Source organism: Pelodictyon phaeoclathratiforme BU-1 (assembly GCF_000020645.1).
Taxonomy (GTDB): domain Bacteria; phylum Bacteroidota; class Chlorobiia; order Chlorobiales; family Chlorobiaceae; genus Chlorobium; species Chlorobium phaeoclathratiforme.
The window spans coordinates 1,546,790-1,564,381 of sequence record NC_011060.1 but is presented as its reverse complement, the minus strand read 5'-3'; the positions used below and the strand labels follow the sequence as shown (position 1 = coordinate 1,564,381).

The 17,592-nt window shown below is 44.7% G+C and carries 15 protein-coding genes and 1 tRNA gene; 13 read left to right on the top strand and 3 right to left on the bottom strand.

Annotation, left to right across the window (positions count from 1 at the left end; genetic code table 11):
- Positions 1–5: 5 nt before the first annotated feature.
- Both PPHA_RS07350 and PPHA_RS07345 read left to right on the top strand, forming a co-directional pair.
- On the top strand, positions 6–1,136 hold the full coding sequence (locus PPHA_RS07350) for an iron-containing alcohol dehydrogenase (RefSeq protein WP_012508221.1): 1,131 nt from the start codon (positions 6–8) through the stop codon (positions 1,134–1,136).
- A 23-nt stretch (positions 1,137–1,159) separates the two neighbouring features.
- The gene (locus tag PPHA_RS07345; RefSeq protein WP_012508220.1) at positions 1,160–2,317 is read left to right on the top strand and encodes a DegT/DnrJ/EryC1/StrS family aminotransferase; all 1,158 of its coding nucleotides are present in this window, start codon (positions 1,160–1,162) and stop codon (positions 2,315–2,317) included.
- Between the two features lie 61 nt (positions 2,318–2,378).
- On the opposite strand, the gene PPHA_RS07340 is transcribed toward PPHA_RS07345, so the two are convergent.
- Positions 2,379–2,449: transfer RNA gene (locus PPHA_RS07340), tRNA-Cys, on the bottom strand.
- Between the two features lie 128 nt (positions 2,450–2,577).
- On the opposite strand from PPHA_RS07340, the gene PPHA_RS07335 reads away from it, so the two are divergent.
- Positions 2,578–3,885 carry a DNA recombination protein RmuC gene (locus tag PPHA_RS07335; RefSeq protein WP_012508219.1) on the top strand — a complete coding sequence of 436 codons (1,308 nt, stop codon included), beginning with the start codon at positions 2,578–2,580 and terminating at the stop codon, positions 3,883–3,885.
- 7 nt (positions 3,886–3,892) lie between these two features.
- Here the strand turns inward: PPHA_RS07335 and PPHA_RS07330 are convergent, their stop codons facing one another.
- A complete protein-coding gene (locus PPHA_RS07330) occupies positions 3,893–4,201 on the bottom strand; it encodes a HigA family addiction module antitoxin (RefSeq protein ID WP_012508218.1) in 309 nt (102 codons plus the stop codon).
- Between the two features lie 502 nt (positions 4,202–4,703).
- Entirely contained in the window at positions 4,704–4,931 is a 228-nt protein-coding gene (locus PPHA_RS07325) for a YgaP family membrane protein (RefSeq protein ID WP_012508217.1), read from the bottom strand.
- Positions 4,932–5,218: 287 nt separating this feature from the next.
- On the opposite strand from PPHA_RS07325, the gene PPHA_RS07320 reads away from it, so the two are divergent.
- From PPHA_RS07320 to PPHA_RS07275, 10 genes are all read left to right on the top strand, one after another.
- A complete protein-coding gene (locus PPHA_RS07320; protein ID WP_012508216.1) occupies positions 5,219–5,638 on the top strand; it encodes a c-type cytochrome in 420 nt (139 codons plus the stop codon).
- Positions 5,639–5,834: 196 nt separating this feature from the next.
- Positions 5,835–6,170, top strand: coding sequence for an ArsR/SmtB family transcription factor (locus PPHA_RS07315; RefSeq protein ID WP_012508215.1), 336 nt, complete (start codon positions 5,835–5,837; stop codon positions 6,168–6,170).
- Between the two features lie 52 nt (positions 6,171–6,222).
- A complete protein-coding gene (locus tag PPHA_RS07310) occupies positions 6,223–6,522 on the top strand; it encodes a thioredoxin family protein (RefSeq protein ID WP_012508214.1) in 300 nt (99 codons plus the stop codon).
- Between the two features lie 60 nt (positions 6,523–6,582).
- Positions 6,583–7,644, top strand: a complete 1,062-nt coding sequence (locus PPHA_RS07305; RefSeq protein ID WP_012508213.1) for a permease — start codon at positions 6,583–6,585, stop codon at positions 7,642–7,644.
- 120 nt (positions 7,645–7,764) lie between these two features.
- Complete coding sequence (locus tag PPHA_RS07300; RefSeq protein WP_012508212.1) at positions 7,765–8,193, top strand: arsenate reductase ArsC; 429 nt, start codon at positions 7,765–7,767, stop codon at positions 8,191–8,193.
- Between the two features lie 2 nt (positions 8,194–8,195).
- Complete coding sequence (locus PPHA_RS16540) at positions 8,196–8,324, top strand: hypothetical protein (RefSeq protein WP_263053203.1); 129 nt, start codon at positions 8,196–8,198, stop codon at positions 8,322–8,324.
- Between the two features lie 486 nt (positions 8,325–8,810).
- Positions 8,811–12,662, top strand: coding sequence for an FxSxx-COOH system tetratricopeptide repeat protein (gene fxsT / locus PPHA_RS07290; RefSeq protein WP_012508211.1), 3,852 nt, complete (start codon positions 8,811–8,813; stop codon positions 12,660–12,662).
- Positions 12,663–13,133: 471 nt separating this feature from the next.
- On the top strand, positions 13,134–15,395 hold the full coding sequence (locus PPHA_RS07285) for a caspase family protein (RefSeq protein WP_012508210.1): 2,262 nt from the start codon (positions 13,134–13,136) through the stop codon (positions 15,393–15,395).
- Positions 15,392–16,111, top strand: a complete 720-nt coding sequence (locus PPHA_RS07280; RefSeq protein ID WP_041526474.1) for a hypothetical protein — start codon at positions 15,392–15,394, stop codon at positions 16,109–16,111. The genes PPHA_RS07285 and PPHA_RS07280 overlap by 4 nt, the downstream gene beginning before the upstream one ends.
- Positions 16,112–16,131: 20 nt before the next feature.
- The gene (locus PPHA_RS07275) at positions 16,132–17,385 is read left to right on the top strand and encodes an alpha/beta hydrolase (protein WP_012508208.1); all 1,254 of its coding nucleotides are present in this window, start codon (positions 16,132–16,134) and stop codon (positions 17,383–17,385) included.
- Positions 17,386–17,592 lie beyond the last annotated feature (207 nt).

Here is a 17,592-nt window from a genome sequence, read left to right as displayed (position 1 = left end):
TTTTTATGAATTTCTTTTTATCCACCGACCTTGTTATCGGGGTTAACGAAGCCCTGAAGTTGAATGAGCATCTCTCACAATTATCTGTGAAGAAACCGGGAATCATCTACGATGCCAATGTGGCTGGCAGCCTTTATTTTCAGTCCGTATTAAAAAATCTTACCTCCGTCTATACAAACGCAGTGATCTACTGCAACGAATTTGCCGGAGAGCCCACCTATGCCCACCTGGAAACAGTAGCTGAATTTTTCCGCAGCAATCCGCCTGACGCTCTTGTTGCCATAGGTGGCGGAAGCTCTCTCGATCTTGGCAAAGGTGTAGCCCTGCTTATGACGAACAACGTTCCGGCACTTTCCCTCAAGGGATTTCCTTCCGGGGTTAATGATCCTCTGCCACTTGTAACGGTTCCCTCACTTTTGGGCAGTGGCGCTGAAGTCAGCTTTAACGCGGTTTTTATTGACGAAGCTGAGGGACGCAAACTGGGTATCAACAGCAGGAAGAATTTCCCGAAAAAAGCGGTTATCGATCCGCAACTCTCTATGACAGCGCCTCTTGAAAATGTGATTGCTTCGGCAATGGACAGTCTTGTTCACTGCGTTGACAGTTTCGGGTCGGTCAAGCATACCGCTTTGAGCCGGATTTTTTCTATAGAGGGATTTCAGCGCACATTTTATGCTTTGCAGCAGAACCAGCTTGATCGGGCGGAGTCTCGTCTTGATCTTGCTCTTGGCAGTGTTTGCGGTACGGTGGCGCTCATGAACTCCGGAGATGGTCCGACCAATGGTTTTGCCTACTATCTTGGAGTGAAACATCGTGTCCCTCATGGTCTTGCCGGAGCAATCTTTCTCAAGGAGGTCATGCGCTACAACCATCTCCAGGGTTATGAAAAGTATGCCCTTCTTAATCCCATGCGTTCGACCCCTTCACCAAAAGAGGTGACCATTGAGCTGCTTGAAGAGATGGATGAACTCTATCGTCAACTGCAGATACCTACCCTTGTTCCTTATGGATACGGCAAGGGAAGCGTAACCGAATTTGCGCACAACGCATCGGAAGCACTGAAAGGATCTTTTTCAGGTAATCCGGTTGAATTTACCGAAGAATCGGCAGTGGCCGTTATTTCTCAATTAACCTAACAAAAAGAGCAGGATACCATATTATGGCTGGCGCAGAATTAATCGGTCGTGAAGAACTGGCTGAAATACAGGAGCTATTCAGCAGGGAAAAGGTCAATTTATACCGTTACGGCGGGGGGAATTACAAAACAAGGGAGTTCGAAGAGAAATTTGCCGCATGGATTGGGGTGAAGTATGCCCATGCAGTTTCTTCGGGCACGGCTGCTATCCATTGTGCTCTTGCCGGTGCAGGTATTGCTCCCGGTGATGAGGTCATCACAACGGCATGGACCTTTATTGCCCCTGTGGAGGCCATCAGTGCGCTTGGAGCGGTTCCTGTGCCGGTTGAGCTTGATGAAACCTACCATCTCGACCCGCTGGAAGTTGAAAAGGCTATTACTCCTGCGACAAAAGCGGTGGTGGCCATTCCCATGTGGGCTTCGCCAAAAATGGATGAACTTTCGGCTCTCTGCCGGGAACGCGGTCTAATTTTGATTGAGGATGCAGCGCAGGCACTTGGAGCTTCATATAAAGGGCAGAAGCTTGGTACCATTGGCAGTGTTGCCTCGTTCTCGTTTGATGCAGGCAAAACGCTTCATACCGGTGAGGGTGGAATCATTGTGACCAATGACAAGGAGATCTATGACCGTGCTGCCGAATTCTCTGATCATGGCCATATGCACTTGCCAGGGTTACCACGAGGCAAAGATCCGAGGCGTTCAAAAGGGCTTAATTTGCGTCTCAGCGAAGTGACTGCAGCCATCGGTCTGGCCCAGCTCGCCAAAATTGATACGATTCTGTCGATGTCAAGAGAGAACAAGAAGAAAATCAAGGAGGCTATCCGTCATCTTGATAACATTATTCTCAGGCCATTCAGTGATGAAGCTGGCTCACAGGGAGATACCCTGATTTTCAGGGTCAGGGATCGCGAAGCCGCCTTGCAGTTTGAAGCGCATCTGACCGAGCATGGTTTCGGTACCAAAATTCTGCCGGAAGCCCTCGACTGGCACTATGCAGGAGTGTGGGGACACCTTCTTGGAGAGTATGACCGGTATCGTGGTCTCGATCTTGAAGCACTCTGGCCAAAAACCGGCATTATGCTGCGCAGCAGTATTTGTCTGAACATTCCCGTGCTGATGGACGGGGAAACGATTGAGAGAGTGATCAACGCTATAGTTTCCGGTGCGGAAAAGATAGGGTAGTCTGGTAAACTGATAACAAAAAAAGCCTGCGCAGTGCAGGCTTTTTCTGTTTATATCAGGGAGGCGAAGAGCGGACTCGAACCGCTGTAGAAGGTTTTGCAGACCTCTGCCTAACCACTCGGCCACTTCGCCGTTACGAGAGTGTTAAGGTAAGAAAAAAGTTATTCTTTACAAATCCGTACACCCTTATTTGTCTCCTCTGGGGATAAACATTATTTTCTGGCAAAAGGGTCTCCGCTTTTCATTCCCTAAATCGGGCAATGCTCATGACCACAGCTATCTCTGTTTTACTCTTTCTCCCACTCTTTCTCCTTCTTGCCTTTGTTGCTTATCGTATCGTGCGGGATGCTCCACTGAAAATTGAACTTCAGCGTCTTCAGGGTATCGAAGATGAGGCACGTTCATCCACTTTGCGGCTTGAATCGAAATCCCTGGAACTCGAAAACCTGCGGATTCAGTTTACCCGTCTTGAAGCTGATATGGCAAACGAGCAACGCAGCTCATCGGAAAAAATAGCTCTTATGCAGGAGTCGGAAACGCGATTGAAAATCGAATTTGAAAATCTTTCAAACAGGATTTTTGAGGAGCGGGGCAGGGCGCTTGGTCTCGAAAACCGGGAACGAATGGATGCTCTTCTGCAACCCTTGCGTGAACAGCTTGACTCTTTTCGCAAACGGGTTGAGGAGGTGCATAGCCGTGATACAGAGCAGTCCACACGCCTCATTGAACAGGTGCGTCAACTGCAGGAGTTGAGCGGGAGGGTGAGTGATGAGGCCAACATGCTGGCACGAGCCATAAAAGGTGACTCGAAAAAGCAGGGTGATTGGGGTGAGATGATCATTGAAAGGATTTTTGAGGCTTCAGGTCTTGAAAAAGGTCGTGAATACCTGGTACAGGAGAGTTTTCGGGCGGAGGACGGGATACTCAGACGTCCGGATTTTATGGTACTGTTGCCTGGAAACAAGGCGGTGATAGTTGATTCCAAGGTCTCGCTGACAGCTTATGAACGATTCTGTTCTCTCGATCAGGAACCGCAACGCCAGACAGCTCTCAAAGAGCATGTGCACTCCGTGCGGCGTCATATTGGCGATCTGCAGGCAAAAGAGTACAGCAGTATCGCTGGCAACCGGACGCTCGATTTTGTTATCATGTGCATTCCTCTCGAACCAGCCTGGCAGACCGTTATGCAAAATGATCCGGAGTTGATTTACGATCTCGCAGGCAAAGATGTGGTTTTGTGCGGTCCCACAACGCTGATGATCACCCTTAAACTGATTGTACAGATATGGCGACGGGAGAATGAAAACCGCAATGCCGAACTTATTGCTGAAAAGGCAGGACGGATTTATGACCAGGTTTTTCTTGTAGTCGAGGCTATGACAGAAGCACGTAAAAAACTTTCAGGAGTTTCAGACTCCTTTGATCTGGCTCTGAAACGGCTGAAAGAGGGACGTGGAAATCTTGTTGGCAGGGTTGAAGAGATTCGCCGGCTCGGTGCCAAGGTAACGCGCCAGATACCGCCAGACCTTGTTGCGGATGCGGAAGATGGTGCGGTCGAAAGCGAGTAAACGAGGCTTATGATCTTGAGTCATCATAGGCCTTGATTTCACGCTCGATCTTTGCACCCTCATTGTTCAGGGCGACTTTAAGATCATAATCCATCTGCAGTCCAAACCAGAACTGGGGCGGGGTACTGAAATAGCGGGCAAGACGCAGAGCGGTTTCGGCGGTTATACACCGTTTCCCGGCAATAATATCGTTGATTCGCCAAACAGGGATATGAATATCTTCGGCAATTCTGTTTTCGCTGAGATTCATGGGTGTAAGGAACTCTTCAAGCAGAACAGTTCCAGGATGAAGCGGCAAAAATTTTTTAACAACCATTGTCCAATTTCCTCATGGTAACCATCATTTGCAATATGTGAACCGCGCGCAAACACGTTACCATTTTTTTATCGATTTCACCTCTTTTATTCTTCTCTCTCCTTACAAGGGATTTTTTTAATTCTTTGCCTTACCTTTTTTTCTTCGTAATTGTTGAAATAAGAGTTCAGGGATAGCGCTTGCAGTCAAGGTTGTTCCCTTGATGGCTCATGCCATGGCGACCTGCCAGAGAGCGGCTGATCGAATATATCCTGAAGATAGCTTGTGAAATCTCAAAACCTGGTCTGCGTAACAAGGCACATATCCTCTTGATTTCAAATAAGTATGGGGTGCGTAGTTTTGACGTGACGGAAAAACCTGCTGTGGGAACGCTCTCAATTCGTCGTTTAACCTGTCAACATCATGCGGATCGTTGTCGGCGGACACTCCTGATTATTACTAAGATAACAAGCTGCACCCGTTGCGTTAACCGCATGGTTTACAGCTTGTTATCTCTTTATTTTCAGGATTTCGATGAACCACCCTTGCCGGGTTTATCAGCGCGGCAACTTTTTGTGCATGTCGAAATTCCCAGCAGGGTATAAAGGGGACAAAAACCTGCAAATGACGTCAGAAGAGGAACAATTCCAACAGCTCCCCACCACGACTGTGTTGCGAAGCCTGCAAGTATGATTGCAACTCCGACGCCGACACGGATTTTTTTATCGATTTGTCCAATATTCTGTTCCATAAATTCTCACTTGTAAAAGATGAACCAGCCTCGCTGGCCAGAAAAAGACAACATATCGCTCGAAGTTACAATCTCTTTTCATGAGAAGCAATCTTTCTCTTACAACTATTTTTCGCAACCGTATCGTATGATAACGCTGGTGAGCAAAATTTCAATGGTACTGCAAGGTAGAAGAGTGGTGACTGGAGAGGTCTGTGTCTTGATTTGATATAATTTTCGCTATCATTCAGGAGTAATTGTGCCATATGATGAGAACACCTCTTTAATGGAAACATTGTTGATGAGTCATGAAACGGTTATTTCTTTTTTTTTGTGTTGGGTTACTGTTTAACACGGAATCAAATGCCACGACGAATGTTCTGGATGGTCAAGCGATTTTCATCAGAAACTGCAGTGTCTGCCATTCTGTTAACCCACCACCAAAATCAGCGCCGCCTATTGTTCCTCTTGCCTCCCACTATCATTTGCGTTTTCAGACAAAAGCAGAGGGCGTCAATCATCTTGTTGGGTATTTACAATCACCAGACAAGCGAAACGCTATTGATTCACGAGCCATTGCAAGATTTGGTCTCATGCCGGCAAGTCCACTGTCGGCTGTCGAATTGAAGGCTGTTGCCGAATGGGTCTGGGATCAGTACAACCCTGCTATGGGCAGAGGCCGGGGATTCGGAGGGCAGGGAGCAGGGCGGAGACGAATGAATCCGTAGTGAGCTATCCACTGAATTGCTGCTGCTCTGGTGAACAATCGGCAGCCTTCGGTTGCTGGATATAAACGTTTTTTTTATCACTCTGTACGATCGCATCAATACCGTCAGAGAGGGTTTCAGGCGGTATTGATGCAGATTTTTTTTTGATTGTTTCGTTATCTTATCGTACATTTACGATGAACTAAAAAAGAGGATTATGCAAAGATCATTGTTGACCGTTGAGTACAGTGGAGAGGAGGAGTCTCTTGCCCTCTTTGCCAAGGCGCTGAGTCATCCGGTGAGAGTAAAGATACTGACGCTTCTTGCCAGTCAAACATGCTGTTTTACCGGTGAGTTAACAGAACTGATTCCTATGGCGCAGTCAACAATTTCACAGCATCTGAAAGCTCTGCTTGAGGCAGGCCTGATACAGGGAGAGATAAACCCGCCGAAAGTTCGTTACTGCATTCATCGCGAAAACTGGCGGAAAGCCTACTCGGTTTTTGAGCGTTATTTCAGGCCCGATCGGGTATTCGGCTGTAATCATTGCTGAACACAATTTTTTTCATAATCAATCATTTGTAATAAACCCTTAACAGAAAAAAATGAAAAAGATAAAAATTCTTGGCAGCGGCTGTGCAAAGTGCAATCAACTCGCTGATGCGGTGAAAGCGGTAATTGCTGCGGAAGGTATTGATGCATCCGTAGAAAAAGTGGAGGATATGCAGCAGATCATGGCTTACAATATCCTCTCAACTCCGGCCCTTGTCGTTGATGAACGTGTAGTTTGTAAAGGCCGCACCCCTTCTTATGATGAGCTGAAAGAGATGCTGTCAGCCAAACCACAGGGCTGTTGCTGCGGTTCTCATGGCAGCAAGGAAAATGGCAAATCAAGCTGCTGTTAACAGCTATCTGCCCGGCAGGATGAAAAGAGAACAGACGATAACTCAATAGTATCAAAAACGATGGAAAGCATGGGACAACAATCACGCAAAGCGCTTCGTATGGAAAGCGTGAAATGGATTTCCGCTGTTTTTGTTGCAGGAGGGCTATGGTTCCTGGTTTACAACAATCTTGAATGGTTTGCCGCCCTCTCTCTTCAGTTTGTCGGAATTACCCGGACAAGCAGTTTTGGTGAGGCGCTCTTCTTTTTCATCTATGAGGTGCCGAAAGTCCTTCTGCTGCTCACCGCTGTGGTGTTTCTGATGGGGGTTGTGCATACTTTTATCTCTGCCGAGCGGACGCGGGCCCTTCTTTCAGGTCGTCGTATCGGTGTCGGCAACATTATGGCGGCAAGTCTCGGCATTGTGACACCCTTCTGCTCCTGCTCGGCGGTACCGCTTTTCATTGGCTTTTTGCAGGCAGGGGTACCACTTGGTGTTACCTTTTCCTTCCTTATTTCAGCGCCAATGATCAATGAGGTTGCCCTTGCATTACTTTTCGGCATGTTCGGCTGGAAAGTTGCCCTCCTCTATATGGGGATGGGACTCATGATTGCAATTGTTGCCGGACTGGTGATCGGCAAGCTCAAGATGGAGCGCTATCTGGAAGAGTGGGTGCAGAAACTGCAGCAGAGTCAGGTTTCTGCCGAAGCGGAGGGAGAGGTGATAAGCTGGCCATTGCGCCTGAAGGAAGGAGTCAGCCATGTTCGAGAGATTGTTGGCAAAGTCTGGCTTTATATCGTACTCGGTGTTGGGCTTGGCGCTGGAATCCATGGCTATGTACCGGAAAACTTTATGGCTTCACTGATGGGAAAAAGTGTCTGGTGGTCGGTTCCCGTTGCGGTACTGATTGGCGTTCCCATGTATTCCAACGCAGCAGGTATTCTTCCCGTTGTTCAGGCGCTGCTCGGCAAAGGGGCGGCACTTGGCACGGTAATGGCCTTCATGATGAGCGTCATAGCCCTTTCTGCCCCGGAGATGATCATTCTCCGCAAAGTGCTCAAGCCTCAGCTTATCGCCGTGTTTGCTGGCGTTGTGGCTGTAGGGATCATGATCGTCGGTTTTGTCTTTAATCTTGTTTTGTGAATGCATTAGAACTCGTCATATCAAGGAATGTAAACCCTGAGCTGCCGATATGTAGTCCTTCCGCAGCTTTAAAAGAGCACATGCAGTCAAGTAATGGAGCTTTAAAACAATAAAACAGCAATGAAAAAATCAATCCTGATCCTCTGTACCGGAAACTCCTGCCGCAGCCAGATGGCTGAAGGGTTTCTTCGTTCATTCGATTCCTCACTTGAAGTTTATTCTGCAGGTACGAAACCTGCAGCAATGGTTCATCCCCTTGCGGTCAAAGTGATGCGTGAAGAGTGGGTTGACATCAGTACAAACCTCCCGAAAAGTGTCGATACCTTTCTTGAAAAAGCTTTTGATTATGTGATCACCGTGTGCGACGGAGCCAACGACTCCTGTCCGGTGTTTATCGGCAAGGTGGAACATCGGTTACACATTGGCTTTGACGATCCGGCAGAGGCAGAAGGGACAAAAGAGGAGGTGCTTGCCACTTTCCGTCGTGTCCGAGACGAAATAAACCAGCGTTTCAGACAATTCTATAACGAAAATCTGAAAGGAAAATAACAATGGGTATCGCTGCAAAACAGTTGTCGTTTCTCGACCGCAATCTGAAGCTCTGGATTTTCCTTGCGATGGGTGTCGGGGTGCTCTCCGGCTGGCTCTATCCCGCCATTCCCGGTTTTTGGATGGAATGAACTTGCCAAGGCATAACAGTGTATGCTGCTGGGCTTGTCGCTTTCGACTCGATCTTCAATGTGCTTGGCTATTTCTTACAGTGCTGCCGAAATGGCTTGGTATCAGAGCTGTTGCCATTAATATCTATCGTCATCACTGTCTTTATCTATCTTGGGATTTCCTAAATTGCCCTTGTGGCGTCACCAATCTTTCAATTATGACAGTATCCGTTCGATGGATGAGATCGAACAGGCAGACGCGTAGCTTGTGTATCAGTCGCTCTGACAAACATCAGGCATCATCATCTGATTTTCTTCTTTTTGCTTTTACTTTTACAAAGAAGTGTATTAATGTGTAACTTTAGCTGTTTTTTGATATTGATGATGCCAATCTTTTTTAACGCAAAGCCAGCCTGTTTGACACGAATAAATTGATATTGCTGATTGAGCGATCTGGACTGAGGAATTATTAGCGACTGTTTCACTAACAATCATGAGTATAAGCATATGATATTCATCAGTTATCGTAAAGCAGATTCCGAAGACCTAGCATTATCGCTTGCAGGAAAATTAACTGAATGTTTCGGGGAAGATCATGTTTTTCTTGACCGAAATACGATCGAACCCGGAGATCATTGGCGAGAAAAAATTGAAACCGCCCTCTCAAAGACGTTGGTTGTTTTAGCTTTGATTGGTCCAGAATGGCTATCGGCTCATGATGAGAACTTTGTGCGGCGTATTGATCGTGATGACGATGTACTTGCATATGAACTCGCTTTTGCACTTGCGAAAGGTATCAAAATCATTCCTCTCTATCTACATGACCTTAAACCATTGTTGGAGAAAGCATTTCCCGACAGACTAAAAGGGTTGACTCATACACACAGTATGGAATTTGATCTCACGAGGGATCTGGAACGACTTTTTATGGCGATTGTGAATAGAACCGGTCTGGTTTTCACGAATTCCAATAAGCAAATACCTAGTGGAGGCTCATCGACAGTTCAAAAACACAAACCATGTAACATACCGGACTCAATCAGCACAATTTTCAAAGGTCGAACAGATGAGGTTCTAAAGCTTCGAAATAGATTTGAAGATAATCAGGACATGAACAATAATGTTTCTTGTCGTCAGGTCATTTCCGGACTTGGGGGTATTGGAAAGACCCGATTGGCAATTGAATATGCATGGAAATATCAAGAACGTTATAACGCTGAACTGTTTGTTGTGGCAGCTACCCCGGCTCAATTGCGCCGCAGTGTTGCTGATCTGGCTGCGCCGGGCATTCTTAACCTTCAGGAGTGGGAATGCAATCTGGATGATATCCGGATGGTTGCTGTGATCAGTTGGCTTTCTGAGCATCCGGGATGGCTTTTGATCATCGACAATGCCGATAAGCAATCCAGTGTGAAGAGTGTGAAAAAGTTATTGCCAGCACTTCGTCAAGGGCATGTGATCATCACATCACGAAATCATGACTGGAGGTACTCTGCAACACAGCAAGAGATCGATGTTCTGTCTATAGAGGAATCAAAAAAGTTTCTGCTCGAGAGGACAAACGACTTAAGACTCAAAACGCCTCATGATGAAGCTGTTGCTGAAGAATTGGCCAGGGAACTTGGTGGTCTGGCTCTGGTACTTGAACAAGCTGGGGCATACATTCAAAATCGGGATGGAGGGCTTTCACTTGCAGATTATCTAGCCCGATGGAGAGAAGGAGGAAATACCTGCACATGGTGTAACAGGAATGTGAAGCTTTACGATCGAAGTGTATCAATCACGTGGGAAACGACAGCACGAGCATTAAGCCCGGCAGCATTGACTCTGTTTCGTATTCTGTCATGGTTTGCACCTGATCCAATTCCTCGCAGAATGGTCTCGGATCGCAATGTCATTGAGATCATCAGTGCTGCTGTTGAAAAGTCCGGACTGGAAAAAAGTGATATTGATCCGGAACTTGCTCTTGGTGAGTTGATTGCCTATTCAATGACCAAAAAAGTCGATGAACAGGGAACCCCTTGCGTTGGTTTGCATCGGGTAGTACTGCAAATTACCCGGGATCAAATGCCTTTGGAAGTAAAAGCTCCATCAGTAGTAGCTGCGGCTAAAATGCTTGAACTATTTGCTCCGAAAGAATCATACAGGCCGGAGAATTGGATGAAATGGCGGTTGCTTATTTCTCATGCTGAAGCAATTTATAGCATCTTGAGCAAATTAGAAGAGGAGTATTGGAATATTGAGCTGATGAAAATGCTTGCACTGTACTATATGGGGCAAGAACGAAATAAGGATGGAGTTCCAATCCAGCGCAAAGTTTTAAGATGGGTACAGAAATATCTCGACCCTGATGATCCGGAGATCTTCCTCGCCATGAATGATCTTGCGCTGATGCTTGATTTTTCTGCTGAAGAAGAAAAAGAAACTCTTTACAAAGAGGCATTGGATGGACGCTGTCTGGTGCTTGGTGAAGAAAGTGAGGCGGCGGGTGAGACACGTCATAACTATGGTTGTTTTTTGAGCAGTTATGGTCGCCTGGCTGAAGCTGAACCGTTGATGCTTCGGGCATTGAGTACCCATGCGAAAGTCAACGGTCCATTCCATTGGCGGACACTGATGGCAGAGACGAGTCTTGCGGATATCTTTTTGGATAAGGGAGAAGTGGCCAAAGCCGAGGATTTGATTTGTTCTTCACTTGTAAACAAAAAAAAGCATTTGGGTGAAGAACACCCTGATACCTTAAAAAACATGGAATCGCTTGCGTGGGTGCTGGTAAGACGTGCTGATTTCGATGAAGCCGAAAAACTGCTGCTGCAGGTATTTGAAACCAGAAAAAGGGTGCTTGGCTCTGGTGAGCCTTCTACGATTGATACAATGAATGATCTGGCATCATTTTATTGCCGGATTGATAACTGTGCTCAAGCGGAGAAATTGTTAAAGCAAGCTTTGGATTTGAACGAAAATAATCAAGGGTCACAGCATTATCGTACTCTTCGCTCGATTTATATGCTGGCAAATTTTTATGCATTCCTTGGTAATGCAGCTGTTGCTAAACCTTTGTATTGGAAGGCCATTGATGGCATGCGTCTTGACCGGGGATCCGACCGTCCTGAAACATTGCAAATTATGTCCGATCTTGCAAATTTACTTCAGCACTCAGGAGAGCGTATGCAGGCCGAGAAGATTTACAGGGAAGTCATGGAGACAAACAAGCGTGTTCGAGGAGATGAGCATCAAATGACTCTTAACAGTATAAATCGATTGGCAATATTTTATGATGAAACAGGTGATGAAGCAAGCGCTGAAAAAATGTACAGGGATGCTTTGGATGGACTTACAAAAAAACGAGGTACGGATCATCGGGATACGCTGGTTGTTCTTGGTAACTATGCAGAGCTTTTGCGTGAAAAAGGCGATTATGAGGAGGCCGAAAAATTATTCAAAAGCATAGTTGAAACAAATGTGCGCCTCTATGGTAAGGAGCATCTTATGACCTATAACAGCATGAACCAGTTAGCGATATTTTTCACTCGTATCGAAAACTATGAAATGGCTGAACAGTATTTTAACCTTGCATTGGAAGGCAAGCAAAGAATTCAGGGGCCAAAACACCCCGACACACTCATCCTGATGAGCAATCTTGCGGATCTGCTTGCAAAAAAAGGTGAATATGAGCATGCCGAGGCTTTATTTGACAAAGTCATCGAAATTAATGAATGTGAGTTGGGGAAAGAACACCCGAACACGCTGGCCAGTCTTTTAAAGCTGGCGGAGTTACTGGAAAAGTCGAATAAAATCGAAGAATCTTTAAAAATCAGGGATCGATACATTGAGGTAAAGGTGCGAAAAAGTGATACCGCAAGCCTTGTCTCACTTAGGGAGCTTGCTTTGCAGTTTTACCTTAAAGGCGAATATAAACGTGCTGAGGAACTGTTGTTAATTGTTCTGGATCAAAACTTTCAAATACCAGGTATATGTTGCCAGTTGGTACGTCTTTTTATCGTGACAGACAGAGATGATAATGCGCGCAAAATGTTGTCGAAGGCTTTGGAAAACAAAGAAAAGGCAGAGCCTTATGTTATTCCAAGAATTCTCTTTTTACAAATCCTGTTTGATTTTCTTGATGGAAATATACTTGAAGAGCACATGGGTATTTTGAAATCTGTTCTAAAAACAGAACGTGAATTTCATGAATGGAAACTCAAGCCGGTGCTTAATCATCTCGAAAAACGATTGTCGGAGAGTGCTTTTGTTTTTCTAAATGCTCTTTCAGATGCACTTTGTGATAAAAAGAAACTGAAAGGTCTTGATCGTTTTTCTGAATGGTGTTCTGTAGAGCCAGTGGCATCTCAAGGATAATAACGGAATGATAATGAATTTTTAGGGTATTCGTGGAATTTAATGGGTTGAAGTGAAGCATTAATACGTCATCAGACGATAAGATGGTTCCGTTTTCTTAGGTAAAAGAATATTTTGGTTTGGTCGTTTTCGAAGCTTTCTTAGCAGATCGCCGAGACATTTCGAAGGTAGATTTAGCCGTATAGGCTTATTCCTACTGTCTTGGCTGTTTGGTGCTTGCATAGTTGAAGATGTTGTCTCTATGGGTTATCGGCATGGTCATCACCTTTATCATAGGTTTATGTTCTGACTCATTCTATGAGTTGAGATTACGTCAAGCCAAATCTTTATTACTCTATTTCCATTAAATTCCGCGAAGAGCCAATTTTTACAGTGCGGAGAGATACTTACATTATGGGCGAATTATTAAAAAGATCCTGAATAAAGATATACAGTTTAACATTTTAGAAAAATTAAGCCAAGGATCACAACGTGAGCAGTCGCAAAGCATTTCTCATTGGAGCAGAAGAGTATGGTGAGGGATTTGTTTCTTTGCCTGCTGTGCGCCAGGATATCCAGCTTATGAGTTCTTCGTTGGAGGCATGCGGATATGAGGTGGAGATTTGCCCTCCAGAAGTTTTGACTAATGCCAGCGTGCTTGACAGCGTAATTCGCTCTTTCTGTTCAGACGGTGGATCTGAAGATATTCGTATTCTTTACTTTACAGGCCATGGGTTGTTATTGGATAACGTAGACTGTATTATCCCTGCTGGGACATCACGGAAAGATGCTTTAACCAGTCGTAATCAACGAGTTTCTACCGATCTAAGTCAAACGGTTGCAGACTCAAGTATTGGACTTGTTCTTTTTATAATTGATGCATGTCGTGACAAAGCAGATATTCCGGTTACAAAGGGCGGTGCAGAATGGGGGGATCAATCGCGGTTAATGAGGCCTGAAGAGGCTCGTTTTATTCGTTATTTTGGTTGTGCCTCCAATGAGATATGCCAAGTACTTTTGACCATTTCAGAAGAGCAGGCTTCCAGTCTGTTTACGAAAGTACTTGTGGATTGTCTCGATAATGGTAATTGCTTCTCATTGATTCAGTTCATGTATTGTGTTGAGAAGTTTTGCTTAAAAGTCCTTAGTGAACACTCCTATCTTCAAAATCAAAAACCGCGATTAAGTTATGGTGAACTTTCGGCAGAAAAACAAGATGTACTAAAAAGACCCATATTCGGGACAGATGGTAATGTAAGGTGTTTTTCGGTATGGCCGTTGTTTGATCCCAATAAGCTACATTGTCTCGTTGTGATTTCCGAGACAGACCCTCAATTTTCACCTGACTGGGGCTTGAAAGAACTTGTTGATGAAGCACTTGTGGGATCTACAGGCGAAAGAATCTGGGACGCCTTCATTCTTGCTTTCAATCATCAAAAGCTTGTTTCTGGTCAAGAACGTATATTACCGAATACATTTGAGTCATCTGTAGTTTCTTTTGGTGTTTTTTCTGTGACCAATGCTTACACAAATCATGAACGGTTAGATCAGGCAATACGTGCTGTAGTTGAAGCTGATCTCGTGATTTTCGATGTAACCGGTTTCGAACCAGGAGTTATGCTGCTCATCGGAATTCGATCCGCTTGTCGCAGGTCACTCAGTATTTGCAGCTATGGCGGGGGGTGGCATGAGGGACAACCGCTTGAAATTCCTTTCAACCTACAGGAACTCAACATTAATTCACATGCTCCTGAAGAAACATTGGTAGATGAGAATTCTGTCGTAGCACGATTTGTCCGTCGAGTTGAGACCGGATTCCATCAATTGTCGCGACATCCTCGCTATCTTGATCTTCCTGCATTTGATGCATTGAGAGATCTGGGTTCGGACTATGACGCAAGCTCAATTATTGATGTAAAAAAGCGTATTCTTGTTCTTTGTTCATACTCTTTTAATCACTGCAGTAATTGGCAATATGTTAAAAGAAAAGTTAAAACCGTCCTTTGGAATAAAAAGAGATATAAACCTGAAATTGAGAGAATTATTGACTATGGCACCTCCCAGCTTATCTGGCAAAGTCTTTTTGAACAAATTCGTCGGACTACAGGATGTGTAGTAGACTGGTCTGAATACAATGCATCAGTGTTTCTGGAACTTGGAGTAAGGCTTGCTGTCAGTGAATGGGGTGCAGTACACATCATTGATCGTCAATGTCTCACAGGAGGGGAGAAAACACCTGAACATAAACTCGTTCAAACTGATGATATTCATCGACTATTCAATCCTATTACTTATGAATGTCATGACAACTCCTCAGCCCCCTTTGAAGAGGTAGTAGAAGCACTGGTAGAGCGCGATCCCCATCTTGACGGTGATGTTGGCTACAATCGTATTCACCGTGTGCTACTTGACGTTATAGGCAAAGTAAAGGAAGCAAGTCTGCCGCTTGCTGAAGATCTCAAGAGGAGGGCAGATGCTCTCCATAACACGCAGCAGGGGAAAGTTGCGACACCCCAGATATTGTTTTCGGGTAGTCGTGTTAACAAAACGGATAGTGAACGGGCTGCTCTGGAACTTCGCATAGCAGCATGGCTCTATTTGGAATATCGAGTAAAAGCACAAACGACTCAGAATGATGTAGATATCTATCATGACTTGGGTCGTTCGGTGAAAGATGCTCTTTATGATCTTGGTGATAATAATTCAGTTCAACTTGCCTTATATATTGAAGACCAACTCAATAAACTGGAATGAATGTTATGCCCGATTTTTTGAAGATAGTTAGAGATAAACAGGATGAAGCGAAGTCGTATCGGAAGAAAGGCGATGCGATGCGTAAAGTCGGTAAGGAAGATGTTGCGCTTGATTCATTTCGTTCCGGTCTGGCTGTGTTGAATAAAGCCTTGGAGCTGCTTCGACCATACACGGGGGAACTATATTCGATGAGTAATTCTTTGTCCAATGATCAAGACTTACTGTTACGAGAGCTTGTTGAAACTTTAGGTGCTCAGGGAGGTCTATTTCAACGGCTTGGATTACAAAATGAGGCATTAGCTATTTATTCGGAAGGTGCGGAACTGGAGCAGGACTTCGAGCTATCGAGTACCTATAATCGGCTGAATGCAATAAAATCCGATTTGATTCTGGGAAACCAACGTCTTGGGAAGCTTAAACCCAAAATCGAGAAACTTGCTAAATATATAGAGACACGTCTGCGTAGGGATAAAAGTTTGAGTGATAGCGGTTGGGCTTGGGCTGATTTCGGTGACTGTATGGCTTTGCTTGGAAATACAGAAAAGGCTGAATTAGCGTATAAAACTTTTATTGCAAAAGCAGAAATCAAGTCACCGGAAAGAACTCTTGATGTTCTAAAGGGTATGGCATCGGATCTTGAAAGACTGAAGGATCCAGATGTGCAACGTTTGCTGTCTGCGATTGATATTCTCCAGAAAGGACTTACTTTTTCATAATTTTATTTTAGCGGTCATTTATGATCAAATCAGACGTTCTGACACAAGCAATTGCTGATATTTGGGATAAGATAGTAATTAATTCTGGTAGTGATTATGAGCTTTTCGAGTCTGAACTTTTGACACTGTTGCGCCTTCTTGAGGGCTCTAAAGGTAGAGAAGAGGAGTTAGTGCAGGGTTTAATTTTTGCTTTGTTTAAACGATTCGATGCAGCTTATACCCTGCTCAATCAGGCAATTGCACCATATCAAGCGAAAGGCCCAGCTCAGTTTTGTGATGGTGTTAAAAAGCACCGCTATGTTTCTGTACCCGTTTTTTATGGCACGGATCGAGCCTTTGTTGACAAGGTTGACGGAGCCGTTATTTATGGTTCTGAACGTGACGATCTTTCTTTTGGCATTGCCAAAGTAAGCATTCCTGATGATCATAGGATGGGGAAGATAGAAAAAATGAACTTGTGGAGACTGCAATTTCGCGAAGATCCTGAGAAGCATATCGTATTGTTGGGAGTTGAAACATTACCGATAGAGACGTTTGAGATAAATGTACAAAATGCGCTGAAGCAGAGTTCAAAGAAAGAGGTTATGATTTTCGTGCATGGTTACTATACAGGATTTGTTGATGCGCTCACTCGTGCAGCACAAATCGCTTATGATCTTAAATTTGAAGGTTTTATAGGATTGTATAGTTGGCCTTCTGAGGGAGCTCGTACCAAATATGTGGTAGATGAAACCAATGTTAAATGGTCATGCCCTCAGTTTGTAGATTTCTTGCGCGTCGTTAGAGAGAACTTGGGCGCAGAGAAGATTCATATTATTGCTCATAGTATGGGAGCCCAGTTGATTGTCGACACTCTTGCTTTTATGACCTCTTCCTTGGATACACAGCAAGCAAGTATCGGTCAAGTCGTTTTTGCTGCTCCCGATATTGATGCCTCAATATTTAAAAACCTTGCTGGTCACTTTAGCAAGAAAGCTGACCAGTTTACTTTGTATGCTTCATCGAATGACAAAGCTATCATGGCTTCAAAAATGTTTCATAAGTACCCTCGAGCGGGCGATTCTGGCTTGGGTTTAGTGATAGTTCCTTCAGTTGACACCGTCGATGTCACTGCTATAAATACGAGTATGGATGGACATTCTTATTTCGGAGACAATCGGTCGGTTTTGACTGATATTTTTGAACTCATTAAGCACGGCTCTCATCCTCAAGACAGAGCTGGACTTGTCGCAAAGAAGAGATATGGGAAACAATACTGGGAGTTTATTTCGTAGCGAAAAGTTCAGGATTTAGGCTGACATTTATGCTTTTTTCCTGGTGTTACGACTGCGAGCAATTTCAAAATGTTGTGTATTGACCCTCTAAGCAGCAACTGTTTCCTCAATACCGTTGGTAAATATTAAGCCATCAAAAACCTTTGTAATAAGCTGGTGCCCCTGTAGTGTCATGTCACGCATAGAAAGTCGTAGATAAAGCGTTAA

What these genes read in the sequence shown, in the direction of transcription:
- PPHA_RS07350 (WP_012508221.1), top strand. Translation starts at nt 6, where the DNA reads ATGAATTTCTTTTTATCCACCGACCTTGTTATCGGGGTTAACGAAGCC.
- PPHA_RS07345 (WP_012508220.1), top strand. Translation starts at nt 1,160, where the DNA reads ATGGCTGGCGCAGAATTAATCGGTCGTGAAGAACTGGCTGAAATACAG.
- PPHA_RS07335 (WP_012508219.1), top strand. Translation starts at nt 2,578, where the DNA reads ATGCTCATGACCACAGCTATCTCTGTTTTACTCTTTCTCCCACTCTTT.
- PPHA_RS07330 (WP_012508218.1), bottom strand. Translation starts at nt 4,201, where the DNA reads ATGGTTGTTAAAAAATTTTTGCCGCTTCATCCTGGAACTGTTCTGCTT.
- PPHA_RS07325 (WP_012508217.1), bottom strand. Translation starts at nt 4,931, where the DNA reads ATGGAACAGAATATTGGACAAATCGATAAAAAAATCCGTGTCGGCGTC.
- PPHA_RS07320 (WP_012508216.1), top strand. Translation starts at nt 5,219, where the DNA reads ATGAAACGGTTATTTCTTTTTTTTTGTGTTGGGTTACTGTTTAACACG.
- PPHA_RS07315 (WP_012508215.1), top strand. Translation starts at nt 5,835, where the DNA reads ATGCAAAGATCATTGTTGACCGTTGAGTACAGTGGAGAGGAGGAGTCT.
- PPHA_RS07310 (WP_012508214.1), top strand. Translation starts at nt 6,223, where the DNA reads ATGAAAAAGATAAAAATTCTTGGCAGCGGCTGTGCAAAGTGCAATCAA.
- PPHA_RS07305 (WP_012508213.1), top strand. Translation starts at nt 6,583, where the DNA reads ATGGAAAGCATGGGACAACAATCACGCAAAGCGCTTCGTATGGAAAGC.
- PPHA_RS07300 (WP_012508212.1), top strand. Translation starts at nt 7,765, where the DNA reads ATGAAAAAATCAATCCTGATCCTCTGTACCGGAAACTCCTGCCGCAGC.
- PPHA_RS16540 (WP_263053203.1), top strand. Translation starts at nt 8,196, where the DNA reads ATGGGTATCGCTGCAAAACAGTTGTCGTTTCTCGACCGCAATCTGAAG.
- fxsT (WP_012508211.1), top strand. Translation starts at nt 8,811, where the DNA reads ATGATATTCATCAGTTATCGTAAAGCAGATTCCGAAGACCTAGCATTA.
- PPHA_RS07280 (WP_041526474.1), top strand. Translation starts at nt 15,392, where the DNA reads ATGAATGTTATGCCCGATTTTTTGAAGATAGTTAGAGATAAACAGGAT.
- PPHA_RS07275 (WP_012508208.1), top strand. Translation starts at nt 16,132, where the DNA reads ATGATCAAATCAGACGTTCTGACACAAGCAATTGCTGATATTTGGGAT.